This is a genomic window from Streptomyces sp. NPDC000134, assembly GCF_042899225.1.
In the GTDB taxonomy this organism is placed as follows: Bacteria; Actinomycetota; Actinomycetes; order Streptomycetales; family Streptomycetaceae; genus Streptomyces.
The window spans coordinates 1-11929 of the sequence record NZ_JBIAZN010000016.1; the positions used below are offsets into that span (position 1 = coordinate 1).

The 11929-nt window shown below is 73.5% G+C and carries 9 protein-coding genes and 1 pseudogene; 3 read left to right on the forward strand and 7 right to left on the reverse strand.

The features are described 5' to 3' along the window. The 3 genes and pseudogenes from ACFY32_RS23380 to ACFY32_RS23390 all read left to right on the forward strand — a co-directional run. Positions 1-114, forward strand: a pseudogene (locus tag ACFY32_RS23380) (sulfate adenylyltransferase small subunit); the annotation flags it as partial. Positions 115-116: 2 nt separating this feature from the next. Beyond that, on the forward strand, positions 117-1322 hold the full coding sequence (locus ACFY32_RS23385; protein ID WP_390675163.1) for a sulfate adenylyltransferase subunit 1: 1206 nt from the start codon (positions 117-119) through the stop codon (positions 1320-1322). Between the two features lie 211 nt (positions 1323-1533). Next, positions 1534-1971 (forward strand): ATP-binding protein, encoded by a 438-nt coding sequence (locus ACFY32_RS23390; protein WP_359200276.1) that lies wholly within the window; start codon positions 1534-1536, stop codon positions 1969-1971. Here the strand turns inward: ACFY32_RS23390 and ACFY32_RS23395 are convergent. The 7 genes from ACFY32_RS23395 to ACFY32_RS23425 all read right to left on the reverse strand — a co-directional run bounded on the left by ACFY32_RS23395 (position 1931) and on the right by ACFY32_RS23425 (position 11856). Continuing rightward, entirely contained in the window at positions 1931-3367 is a 1437-nt protein-coding gene (locus tag ACFY32_RS23395) for an amino acid permease (RefSeq protein ID WP_390675164.1), read from the reverse strand. The genes ACFY32_RS23390 and ACFY32_RS23395 overlap by 41 nt on opposite strands. A 140-nt stretch (positions 3368-3507) precedes the next feature. Next, complete coding sequence (gene argF / locus ACFY32_RS23400) at positions 3508-4515, reverse strand: ornithine carbamoyltransferase (RefSeq protein WP_390675165.1); 1008 nt, start codon at positions 4513-4515, stop codon at positions 3508-3510. Positions 4516-4580: 65 nt separating this feature from the next. Continuing rightward, complete coding sequence (locus ACFY32_RS23405) at positions 4581-5813, reverse strand: arginine deiminase (RefSeq protein ID WP_359200270.1); 1233 nt, start codon at positions 5811-5813, stop codon at positions 4581-4583. A gap of 59 nt (positions 5814-5872) precedes the next feature. Beyond that, positions 5873-8452 carry a polynucleotide kinase-phosphatase gene (locus tag ACFY32_RS23410; protein ID WP_390675166.1) on the reverse strand — a complete coding sequence of 860 codons (2580 nt, stop codon included), beginning with the start codon at positions 8450-8452 and terminating at the stop codon, positions 5873-5875. Continuing rightward, positions 8449-9927 carry a 3' terminal RNA ribose 2'-O-methyltransferase Hen1 gene (locus ACFY32_RS23415; RefSeq protein ID WP_390675167.1) on the reverse strand — a complete coding sequence of 493 codons (1479 nt, stop codon included), beginning with the start codon at positions 9925-9927 and terminating at the stop codon, positions 8449-8451. The genes ACFY32_RS23410 and ACFY32_RS23415 overlap by 4 nt, the downstream gene beginning before the upstream one ends. Positions 9928-10073: 146 nt before the next feature. Further along, entirely contained in the window at positions 10074-11000 is a 927-nt protein-coding gene (locus ACFY32_RS23420; protein WP_359200264.1) for an LLM class F420-dependent oxidoreductase, read from the reverse strand. A gap of 373 nt (positions 11001-11373) precedes the next feature. After that, positions 11374-11856, reverse strand: coding sequence for a DUF6099 family protein (locus ACFY32_RS23425; RefSeq protein ID WP_359200261.1), 483 nt, complete (start codon positions 11854-11856; stop codon positions 11374-11376). Between the last annotated feature and the right edge of the window lie 73 nt (positions 11857-11929).

Consider the following 11929-nt stretch of genomic DNA (forward strand, 5'->3'; position numbering starts at 1 on the left):
AAGGTCATCACCGAGATCGCCGCCTCCCGGCTCACCGAACGCGGCGCCACCCGCGCCGACGACAAACTCTCCGAGGCCGCCATGGAAGACCGCAAACGTGAGGGGTACTTCTAGTCATGGCCACTGTGGACACCCTGCGCTTCGCGACCGCCGGTTCGGTCGACGACGGCAAGTCGACGCTCGTGGGACGGCTGCTGCACGACTCCAAATCGGTGCTCGCCGACCAACTGGAGTCGGTGCGGCGGGCGTCCCGGGGCGAGGGACCCGACCTCGCGCTGCTCACCGACGGCCTGCGGGCCGAACGGGAACAGGGCATCACCATCGACGTGGCCTACCGCTACTTCGCCACCCCCCGGCGCCGGTTCATCCTCGCCGACACCCCCGGACACGTGCAGTACACCCGCAACATGGTCACCGGCGCCTCCACCGCCGAACTGACCGTGGTCCTCGTCGACGCCCGCAACGGCGTCGTGGAACAGACCCGCCGGCACGCCGCCATCGCCGCCCTGCTCCGCGTCCCGCACGTCGTCCTCGCCGTCAACAAGATGGACCTCGTCGGGTACGAGGAGCGGGCCTTCGCGGAGATCGTCGAGGAGTTCGCCAAGTACGCCATCGAACTGGGCGTCCCCGAGGCCGTCGCCGTCCCGATCTCGGCGCTCGCCGGTGACAACGTCGTCGAGCCGTCCGACCGCATGGACTGGTACGGCGGGCCCACCGTCCTGGAGCACCTGGAGACCGTGCCGGTCGCGGCCGGGCCGGTGGACGCGCCCGCCCGGTTCCCGGTGCAGTACGTGATCCGGCACGGTGACCAGCGCCTCTACGCCGGGCAACTGGCGTCGGGGGTGCTGCGGGTGGGCGACCGGGTGACCGTGCATCCGTCCGGGGAGACCACCGAGATCGCCGGCATCGACGTCCTCGGCACGGCGGCCGGGGCGGCGTACGCGCCGCAGTCGGTGAGCCTGCGCCTCGCCGACCAGCGGGACGTCTCGCGCGGCGACCTGATCACGGCCGGGGTGGAGGCGCCGACGCTCACCCAGGACGTCAGCGCCGCCGTCTGCCACCTCGCCGACCGGACGCTGCGCACCGGGGACCGGGTGCTGCTGCGGCACGGCACCCGCACGGTGCGGGCCGTCGTCCGGGACCTCGGGGGCGCGGACGCCCTGGCCGCCAACGACCTCGGCCGGATCGTCCTGCGCACCGCCGAGCCGCTGCCCCTGGACGACTACGCGGTCTCCCGGCGCACCGGCGCGTTCCTGCTGATCGACCCGGCCGACGGGGCGACGCTCACCGCCGGCATGGTCACGCTCACCACCCCGGCCTGAGCCGGGGGCGCGGGGGCGGGTGCGGTACCGGGGTCCTTCGGAGCCGTCGCCGGTCCGTGACTGTCGTCAGGGGTACGCGACAGTCACGGCACGCGGGCCGGGCGCCGAAGGTCCCGGCCGTGCCCGTCGAAGGACTCTGTCGGGCGGGGACGTACCATTCATATGGTTGAAAGCAGGACGGCACCGCCTGCTCCATGAACGGAAACCCCCCGTGCACGATCGTTACTCCGCCCCCGCCTCCTGGCGCGTCGCGCTGCCGCACACCGCCGCGGCCGTGCCGGTGGCCCGTGCCCTGATCCGTACCGCGCTGACCGAGCTGAGGCACACGGCCGACTGCGACACCGCCGAGCTGCTGACGGCCGAGCTGGTGGCCAACGCCGTGGAGCACACCGCCGGCGACGCCCCGATCGAGCTGGTGGTGGAGCTGCTGCCGACCAGTTGCCAGGTCGAGGTGCACGATCCGGACCCGGCGCCGCCCGCCGAGCTGACCCGGCCGGCCCTCACCGAGCCCGACCCGTGGCAGGAGGGCGGACGCGGACTGCTGCTGATCCGCGCCCTCAGCTCCAGTTGCGGGCACCGCGCCACCGGATCGGGCAAGGCCGTCTGGTTCAGGCTTCCCGCGATACCCGCTCAGCGGCGTCCGGCGTGACACCGGCCGTCCGGGCCAGCCGCGAGTGGCGGCGGCCGTAGGCGGCGTACACCCCCAGGCCGACCACGAGGAACGCGGCGAACTGGAGCCAGGTCGTGGCGCCCGTCTCGTACATCAGGTACAGGCAGAAGGCGACGCCGAGGACCGGCAGGACGGGGTAGAGCGGCACGCGGAAGGTGCGGGCGAGGCCCGGTTCGCGGCGGCGCAGGGCGATCACCGCGATGTTGACGGCGGCCATGGTGGCCAGGGTGCCGATGGTGCAGAGGTTGACCACCGAGTCCAGTGAGGCGAAGGCGGCCGGGAGGGCGAAGACGACGCCCACGATCAGGGTGCCGGCCACGGGGGTGGCGGTGCGCGGGGAGACCTTCTCGAAGACGCGGGGCACGAGTCCGTCCCGGGACATCGACATCAGGATGCGGGTCTGGCCGTACATCACCGCGAGGACCACGGAGGCGATGGCCACCACCGCGCCGAAGGCGACGACCGCGCCGCCGACGGAGGAGCCGGTGACCTCGTCGACGACGTAGGACAGGGCGGCGGGGCGGTCGCCGACGGCGTCGCCGCCGATGGCGCCGATGGCGGCCAGGGCGACCGCGCAGTACAGCAGGGTGACCAGGCCGATGCAGACCAGGATGGCGACGGGGATGTCCCGGCGCGGGTTCTTGGCCTCCTCGCCGGCGGTGGTGATCGCGTCGAAGCCGATGTACGAGAAGAAGGCGGCGGTGGTGCCCGCGCCGATGCCGCCGAGGCCGGCCGGGGAGAACGGGGTGAGGTTGCCGTCCCGGAAGGCGGTGAGGCCGATGGCGCAGAACGCGACCAGCACGGCCAGCTTGAGGACCGCCATGGCGGCCGTGGCGCGGGCGCTCTCGCGCACCCCGCGCACCAGCAGGACGCAGGCCAGGGCGATGACGATGACGGCGGGGAGGTTGACCGCTCCCCCGTCGCCGGGACCGGCGGACAGGGCGTGCGGCAACCGGATGCCCAGCACGCTGTCCAGCAGTTCGTTGACGTACTGGCTCCAGCCGACGGCGACCGCGGAGACCGACACGCCGTACTCCAGCAGCAGGCACCAGCCGACCAGGAAGGCCGTGGTCTCGCCGAGCCCGGCGTAGGCGAAGGAGTACGAGGAGCCGGAGACCGGGATCGCGCCGCCCAGCTCGGCGAAGGCGAAGGCGGTGAAGACGCAGGTGACGGCCGCCAGCACGAAGGAGACGACGACGGCCGGGCCGGCCTCGGCGACCGAGTCGGACAGGCCGACGAAGATGCCGGTGCCGACGATCGCGCCCACCCCGAAGCACACGAGCTGGAACAGCCCCATGGTGCGCTTCAGGCCGTGGCCTTCGCGGTCGGCGCCGGACTCGGCGACGAGGAGGTGGGGGGACTTGATGCGGGGCATGCGGGTGGTGCTCGTTTCTGGTGGTGCGGGGGGCGCGACGGTGGTCGCGGCCGGCGGCGCCGGAAGGGGTGGTCCGGGCCGCAGGTCAGGATAACGGGGCCGGCCGGGGGCGGGGGCCGACCGGCGCGGGGCGGGCCGGGTCAGGCCAGGGTGGCGACCAGCACGGCCTTGATGGTGTGCAGGCGGTTCTCGGCCTCGTCGAAGACGACGGAGTGGTCCGACTCGAAGACCTCGTCCGTGACCTCCAGGGAGTCCAGGCCGTACACGGCGTGGATCTCCTGGCCGACCTTGGTGCCCAGGTCGTGGAAGGCGGGCAGGCAGTGCAGGAACTTGACGTCCGGGTTTCCGGTGGCGCGCAGCACGTCCATGGTCACCGCGTACGGGGCGAGGGCGGTGATCCGCTCGGCCCAGACCTCCTTGGGCTCGCCCATGGAGACCCAGACGTCGGTGGCGACGAAGTCGGCGCCGCGCACGCCCTCCTCCAGGGTCTCGGTGAGGGTGATCCGGCCGCCGGCGGCGGCGGCCAGCTCCCGGGCGCGGTCGACGACGTCCTGGGCGGGCCAGTAGGACCGCGGGGCGACGATCCGCACGTCCATGCCGAGCAGGGCGCCGGTGACCAGGTAGGAGTTGCCCATGTTGAAGCGGGCGTCGCCGAGGTAGGCGAGGGCGATCTCGTGCAGGGGCTTGTCGGTGTGCTCGGTCATGGTGAGCACGTCTGCGAGCATCTGGGTGGGGTGCCAGTCGTCGGTCAGGCCGTTGAAGACGGGCACGCCCGCGTGGGCGGCGAGTTCCTCGACCTTGGCCTGGCTGTCGCCGCGGTACTCGATCCCGTCGTACATCCGGCCCAGCACCCGGGCGGTGTCCTTCACCGACTCCTTGTGCCCGATCTGCGAGCCCGAGGGGTCCAGGTAGGTCGTCGAGGCGCCCTGGTCGGCGGCGGCGACCTCGAACGCGCAGCGGGTGCGGGTCGAGGTCTTCTCGAAGATCAGCGCGATGTTCTTGCCCCGCAGGTACGGCGTCTCGGCCCCCGCCTTCTTGGCGGCCTTCAGCTCGGCGGCCAGCTCCACCAGGCCGCGGAACTCCTCCGCGGTGAAGTCCAGCTCCTTGAGGAAGTGGCGGCCGGCGAGGGCGGTCGGGACAGTCGCCATGGGGGCGCTCCAGGGATACGGGCAACAGGGACTCTGGAATACTATACGATCCGTTGAATTGTTATTCAGAACCCCGGTACGGCGTCCCGCTCCACCGGGCAGCTCATGCAGCGCGGCCCGCCCCGGCCCCGGCCCAGTTCGCTGCCCGGGATCTCGATCACCTCGATGCCCTGTTTGCGCAGGTGGGTGTTGGTGGTGGCGTTGCGTTCGTAGGCGATCACCACGCCCGGCTCGACGGCCAGCACGTTGCAGCCGTCGTCCCACTGCTCCCGTTCGGCGGCGTGCACGTCCTGGGTGGCGGTCAGCACCCTGATCTCGCTCAGTCCGAGCGCGGCGGCGATGGCGCGGTGCATGTGCTCCGGCGGGTGGTCGGTGACCTTCAGCTCCTTGTCCCCGGTGCCCGGCTCGATGGTGTACGAGCGGAGCATGCCGAGTCCGGCGTACTGGGTGAAGGTGTCGCCGCCGACCATGGTCATCACGGTGTCCAGGTGCATGAAGGCCCGGCGTTTGGGCAGGTCGAGGGCGACGATGGTGGTCGCGGAACCGGCCGCGAACAGCTTGTGGGCGAGCATCTCCACGGCCTGCGGGGTGGTGCGCTCGCTCATGCCGATGAGCACCGCCCCGTTGCCGATGACCAGGACGTCACCGCCCTCGATGGTCGACGGGTAGTCGGCCTGCCCCTCGGACCAGCGGGGGAAGCGCTCGTCACGGAAGAGCGGGTGGTGCCGGTAGATCGCCTCGAAGTGGACGGTCTCGCGCTGCCGGGCGGGCCAGCGCATCGCGTTGATGGAGACGCCGTCGTAGATCCAGGCGGAGGTGTCCCGGGTGAACAGGTGGTTGGGCAGCGGACCGAGCAGGAAGTCGTCCAGCTCCATGGCGTGGAACCGCACGGAGACCGGCTCGGGGTGCGCGTCCAGGTACTCCCGCTTGGTCATGCCGCCCACCAGCACCTCGGCCAGCTCCCGGCCGGGCAGCGTCTCGAACGCGGCCCGCAGGTGGTCGGTGGCCAGGACGCCGTACTCCTTCTCGTCGAAGACCCGGTCCAGGACCAGTTCCCGGGCCGCCGGGACGTCGAGGGTCTCGGCGAGCAGGTCGCCGAAGAGGTGCACCTCGACCCCCCGGTCGCGCAGCACGTCGGCGAACCCGTCGTGCTCGGCGCGCGCCCGGCGCACCCAGAGCACGTCGTCGAAGAGCAGGGCGTCCTTGTTGCTGGGGGTGAGCCGCTTCAGCTCCAGGTCCGGTCGGTGCAGGATGACGCGGCGGAGCCGCCCGGCCTCGGAGTCGACATGGAATCCCATGCCTCCATCCTGACCGGGGAAACGCTTCTTCACGCGTCCCCGGTCCAGGGCGGCTCGGCTCACAGCCGGGGGTCGACCGGCTCGGACTCCAGCGCCAGCACGCCGAAGACCGCCTCGTGCACCCGCCACAGCGGCTCGCCGTCCGCGAGCCGGTCCAGGGCCTCCAGGCCGAGGGCGTACTCGCGCAGCGCCAGGGACCGCTTGTGGTTCAGGGACCGGCGGCGCAGCCGGGCCAGGTTCTCGGGGCGGGTGTACTCGGGACCGTAGATGATCCGCAGGTACTCCCGGCCCCGGCACTTGATGCCCGGCTGCACCAGGCGGCCCCTGGGGTCGCGGACCAGCGCGCCGACGGGCTTGACGACCATGCCCTCGCCGCCGCGGCCGGTCATCTCCAGCCACCAGTCGACGCCGGCCCGCACCGACTCGGGGTCGGCGGTGTCGACGTACAGCCGGCGGGTGGTGCGCAGCAGGCCGGTGCCGTCGTGCTCGACGAGGCGGTCGATCAGGGCGAGCTGCTCGTCGTGCGGCAGGGCGGCGAGGCTCCGGCCCCGCACGGCGAGGATCTGGAACGGGGCGAGGCGGACGCCGTCGAGGCCGTCGGTGGTCCAGCAGTAGCGCCGGTAGGCGGCGGTGAAGGCGGCGGCGTCGGCGGCCCGGCCGCGCTGGCGCGCGAGGAGGCCGGTGACGTCGACGCCCCGGGCGGCGGCGCCCTCCAGCGCGGCGAGCGCGCCGGGCAGGGCCGCGCCGGCGGCGGCGCCCACGGCGGCGTACTGGGAGCGCAGCAGCCCGGACGCCTTCAGCGACCAGGGCATCAGCTCGGCGTCGAGCAGCATCCAGTCGGTGTCCAGCCTCTCCCACAGCCCGGCCTCGCCGATCGCGGCGCGCAGCCTGTCCAGGACCGCCTCGGTGAGGGAGGCGTCGTCGAAGAACGGGCGGCCGGTGCGGGTGCAGAGGGCCCCGGTGGGGCCTCCCCCACTCTCGGCTCCGCTCGAGCGGGAGGTGCCCCCACCCCCGAAGCGGGCAGCGGCGGTCGCGGCGTCCTGGCAGACCAGGGCGACGGCCCGGGAGCCCATGTGCTTCTCCTCGCACACGACCCGGGCGACGCCGTCCGCGGCGTAGGACGCGAACGCCTCCTCGGGGTGCTCCAGGTAGCCGTCCCGGTGCGAGGTCGCGGTCGGCGCCATGGTCGGCGGCAGGTACGGCAGCAGCCTGGGGTCGGTGGCGAAGCGGCTCATGACCTCCAGGGCCGCCGCCGCGTTGTCCTCCCGCACGGTGACGCGTCCGGCGTGCCGGGTCTCCACCACGCGGCGGCCGTGCACGTCCGCCAGGGCCAGCGGCCGGCCGTCGTGGCCGCCGGGCGCCTCGGTGCGCAGCGGCTTCACCGGCTCGTACCAGACCCGCTCGGCGGGTACGTCCACCAGCTCGCGCTCCGGCCAGCGCAGCGCGGTCAGCTTGCCGCCGAAGACGGCGCCGGTGTCCAGGCAGATGGTGTTGTTCAGCCAGGTGGCCTCGGGGACCGGGGTGTGGCCGTAGACCACGGCGGCGCGGCCCCGGTAGTCCTCGGCCCACGGGTAGCGCACCGGCAGCCCGAACTCGTCGGTCTCCCCGGTGGTCTCGCCGTACAGGGCGTGGCTGCGGACCCGGCCGGAGGTGCGGCCGTGGTACTTCTCCGGCAGCCCGGCGTGGCAGACCACGAGCCGCCCGCCGTCGAGGACGTAGTGGCTGACCAGCCCGTCGATGAACTCCCGTACCTCGGCGCGGAACTCCTCGCTCTCGTGCGCCATCTGCGCGACCGTCCCGGCGAGCCCGTGGGTGTGCCGCACCTTGCGGCCGCGCAGGTGGCGGCCGTACTTGTGCTCGTGGTTGCCGGGCACGCACAGCGCGTTGCCCGACTTCACCATGGACATCACGCGGCGCAGCACGCCGGGGCTGTCGGGGCCGCGGTCGACCAGGTCGCCGACGAAGACGGCGGTGCGGCCCCCGGGGTGCACGCCGTCGGTGTAGCCGAGCCTGCCGAGCAGGGTCTCCAGCTCCGCGGCGCAGCCGTGCACGTCGCCGATGATGTCGAAGGGGCCGGTGAGGTGGGTGAGGTCGTTGAACCGCTTCTCGGTGACGACGGTGGCCCGCTCGATCTCCTCCGCCCCGCGCAGCACGTGCACCTTGCGGAAGCCCTCGCGCTCCAGGTGGCGCAGGGAGCGGCGGAGTTCGCGGATGTGCCGGCCGATGACCCGGCGGGGCAGGCCGGCGCGGTCGGCGCGGTCGGCGTTGCGCTCGGCGCAGACCTCCTCGGGCACGTCGAGGACGATGGCGACGGGCAGCACGTCGTACCGTCTGGCCAGCTCGACGAGGTGCGCGCGGGCCTCGGACTGCACGCTGGTGGCGTCCACGACGGTGCGCCGGCCGGCCGCGAGGCGCTTGCCCGCGATGTAGTGCAGGACGTCGAAGGCGTCCCGGCTCGCGCTCTGGTCGTTCTCGTCGTCGGCGACCAGCCCGCGGCAGAAGTCGGAGGAGATGACCTCGGTCGGCTTGAAGTGCCGCCGGGCGAAGGTGGACTTGCCGGAGCCGGAGGCGCCGATCAGCACGACCAGGCAGAGGTCGGTGACGGGCAGGGCGCGGCCCTCGGCGGTGGTGGTGGTCATGCGGCCTTCGCCTCCTTCTCGGTGCCGGTGGTGACGGTGAACACGGCCATCTGGGTGGGCGGCCCCACCTCGGGGTCGTCGGGGCCGACGGGCCGGAACCCCACCTCGTAGCCGTGCCGCGCGGCGACCGCCGACGCCCAGGCGCGGAACTCCTCGCGGGTCCACTCGAAGCGGTGGTCGCGGTGGCGGACACGGCCGGCCGGGAGGGTCTCCCAGCGCACGTTGTACTCGGCGTTCGGCGTGGTCACGATGACCGTGCGGGGGCGGGCGGCACCGAACACCGCGTACTCCAGGGCGGGCAGCCGGGGCAGGTCGAGGTGCTCGATCACCTCGCTGAGCACGGCCGCGTCGTAGCCCTTGAGGCGCTGGTCGGTGTAGGCGAGGGAGCCCTGGAAGAGGCGGACCCGGGCGGCCTGCCGCTCGCCCATGCGGTCCAGCCCCAGCCTCCGGGCGGCGACGGCGAGGGCGCGCACCGAGACGTCCACGCCGGCGATCTCGGTGAACCGGGGCTCCTCGAGCAGCTCGCGCACCAGGTGGCCCTCGCCGCAGCCGAGGTCGAGGACGCGGGCGGCGGCGGACTCGCGGAGCGCGCCGAGTATCGCCTCGCGGCGCTGGACGGCCAGCGGGGCGGGCCTCTCGTCGCCTTCGGCGGGCCCGGACTCCTCCGGGACCGCGTTGTCGATCTCCTCGACCGCGCTGTCGTCGGTCTCGGCCAGCCGGACCAGCTCCAGCCGCTCGGTCGCCGCGCGGGTCAGCGCCCAGCGGCGGGCCAGATAGCGGCTGGTGATCAGCTTCTGCTCGGGGTGGCCGGGCAGCCAGCCCTCGCCCGCCCGCAGCAGCTTGTCCACCTCGTCGGGGGCGACCCAGTAGTGCTTGGCGTCGTCCAGCACCGGCAGCAGGACGTACAGGTGGCGCAGGGCCTCGGCGAGGGTGAGCGCTCCGGACTCCAGGGTGAGCCGCACGTACCGCGAGTCGCCCCACTCGGGGAACTCGGTGTCCAGCGGCACGGGTTCGGCGGTGACCGCCCACCCGAGCGGCTCGAACAGGCGGTGTACGAGGCCGGGGCCGCCGCGGGCGGGCAGCGCGGGCACCTCGATCCGCAGCGGCAGCGGCTCGGCGGCGCGCTCGGGGCGGGCCTTGCACACCCCGCGCAGCGCGCTGGAGAAGACGTTGCCGAGCGCGACGGCGAGCAGCGAGGAGGCCGCGTACGGGCGGTCGTTGACGTACTGCGCGAGGGCCGCGTCGGGGGCGCCGCCCCGGCCCTTGCCCTTGCCGCGCCGGACCAGCGCCACCGCGTCCACCTCCAGCAGCAGCGCCGCCGTGCAGCGCTGCTCCTCCGCCTCGGGGTAGAGCACGTGGGCCGTGCCGAAGGAGGTGGGGAACGCCTGCGCCTTGCCGGGATGCTTGTGCAGCAGGAAACCGAGGTCGGTGGCGGGGCGGGCGGGCGTGCCGGTGGTGGTGACGGTCAGGAACATGCGGAGGGCCTCTCCGGCTCGGACACGGACAAGGGTGCCGTCGTACGCGAAAGCCCCCAGGCGGTGGTGATCCTGGGGGCCGGCAGGACGACGGTCATACCCTCGCACAAGGGTGCGGACCGGCGCCTCGGTTTATCGGTGCCTGTTCATCGCGGGAGCTGGGCCTGGACCTGGGCGGAGATCAGCTCCAGGTGGTCCAGGTCGTCGAGGTCGAGGACCTGGAGGTAGATGCGCTGGGAGCCGGCCTCGGCGTAGCGGCCGATCTTGTCGACGACCTCGGCCGGGGAGCCCGCCAGGCCGTTGGCCTTCAGCTCGTCGACCTCGCGGCCGATGACGGCGGCGCGGCGGGCGACCTCGGCGTCGTCCCGGCCGACGCAGACGACCAGGGCGTTGGAGTAGACGAGGGCGTCGGCGCCCCGGCCGGCCTCCTCGGCGGCGGCCCGGACCCGGCCGAACTGGCGCTCGGTGTCCTCGATGGAGGCGAAGGGGATGTTGAACTCGTCCGCGTACTGGGCGGCCAGCCGGGGGGTGCGGGTGGCGCCGTGGCCGCCGATGAGGACGGGGACCTTGGCCTGCGCGGGCTTGGGCAGCGCGGGCGACCCGGTCAGGTCGTAGAACGTGCCGTGGAAGTCGAAGGTCTTGCCCGCCTCCGTGGCCCACAGGCCGGTGACGATCGCGAGCTGCTCCTCCAGCCGCGCGAACTTCTCCTTCGGGAACGGGATGCCGTACGCCTTGTGCTCCTCCTCGAACCAGCCCGCGCCCAGGCCCAGTTCGACCCGGCCGCCGGACATCTGGTCCACCTGCGCGACCTGGATGGCGAGCACGCCGGGCAGCCGGAAGGTGCCGGCGGTCATCAGGGTGCCCAGGCGGATGCGCTTGGTCTCGCGGGCGAGGCCGGCCAGGGTGATCCAGGCGTCGGTGGGGCCGGGCAGACCGTCCACGTTGCCCATGCGGAGGTAGTGGTCACTGCGGAAGAAGGCGTCGAATCCCAGGTCCTCGGTGGCCTTGGCGACGGTGAGCAGGGTGTCGTAGGTGGCGCCCTGCTGGGGCTCGGTGAAGATGCGAAGATCCATGCCTCCATCCTGCACGCTCGGACGGACACGGCGGCTCACCGGCTTGGCCCCGGACCCGGCGTCCGCGGCGTCCGGGCGGGCCCGGCGTACGCGGCGTTCGGGCGGGCCCGGGTTGCCCGGCTTCCGTGCGGCCCGGCCCTGAGCCGGTCCGGCCTCGGGGCCGCGCCGTGTCCGCCCGGAGTCCGAGCGGCCCTGAGCCGGTCGGTCCGGTATCCGGCGGCCTTCAGCCAGTCCGCCCGTGTCCGAGCGGCTGCCCTGAGCCGGTCGGGCCGGTGTCCGGGCGGCCCAGCGTCCGCCCGGTAGCCGAGCGGCCTTCAGCCGGCCCGGCACCCGGGCCCCCGCGGGCCGGCCCGGCCGTCCGGGTGGTCCCGGCCTAGCCGGCCTCGCGTTCGGGCAGGCGTGCGGTCATCGCCTCGTCGCGGTCGGCCAGTTTGCGGAGCATCTCCAGGACCCGGTCCCGGGACTCGTCGGCGGCGTCGATGGCCTCCATGCACTGCCAGTACGTGCCCTCGTCGGCGGCGGCGCTGGCGAGGGCGACGAGGGCTATGCCGGTCTCGCCCAGCAGGGTGCCCAGGCGCACCAGGGCCTGGCGGGCGTCGCCGAGTTCGGTGAGCTGGGCGGCGCGCAGCTCACCGGGGGCCAGGTCGGGCCGGCGCAGCACACCGCAGCCGCGGCCCGCCAGCTCGGTGAGGCCCAGCGCCTCGCCGCGCAGCTCCGGGGGGCCGGTGACCGCGAGGCGGCTGCCTATGGCCTGGGCCAGGGCCTGTACCTGCCACACCTCCGTCAGGATCTGCCGGACGTCGCCGCCGGCGGTCAGGGCACGCCTGCTCGTCACGATGAGCCGCACCGCGTCCATGGGTCGTCCCCATCTGTCCGACGCGCTCGTCACGCGTCCGCCCGAACTCCATTGTTCACTACCCAGAGTGAGG

Bases quoted from the DNA above. Each gene is read 5' to 3' on its own strand.
- ACFY32_RS23405 (WP_359200270.1), bottom strand. From the start codon at position 5,813: ATGGGATTCCATGTCGACTCCGAGGCCGGGCGGCTCCGCCGCGTCATC.
- ACFY32_RS23415 (WP_390675167.1), bottom strand. From the start codon at position 9,927: ATGTTCCTGACCGTCACCACCACCGGCACGCCCGCCCGCCCCGCCACC.
- argF (WP_390675165.1), bottom strand. From the start codon at position 4,515: ATGGCGACTGTCCCGACCGCCCTCGCCGGCCGCCACTTCCTCAAGGAG.
- ACFY32_RS23420 (WP_359200264.1), bottom strand. From the start codon at position 11,000: ATGGATCTTCGCATCTTCACCGAGCCCCAGCAGGGCGCCACCTACGAC.
- ACFY32_RS23385 (WP_390675163.1), top strand. From the start codon at position 117: ATGGCCACTGTGGACACCCTGCGCTTCGCGACCGCCGGTTCGGTCGAC.
- ACFY32_RS23395 (WP_390675164.1), bottom strand. From the start codon at position 3,367: ATGCCCCGCATCAAGTCCCCCCACCTCCTCGTCGCCGAGTCCGGCGCC.
- ACFY32_RS23425 (WP_359200261.1), bottom strand. From the start codon at position 11,856: ATGGACGCGGTGCGGCTCATCGTGACGAGCAGGCGTGCCCTGACCGCC.
- ACFY32_RS23410 (WP_390675166.1), bottom strand. From the start codon at position 8,452: ATGACCACCACCACCGCCGAGGGCCGCGCCCTGCCCGTCACCGACCTC.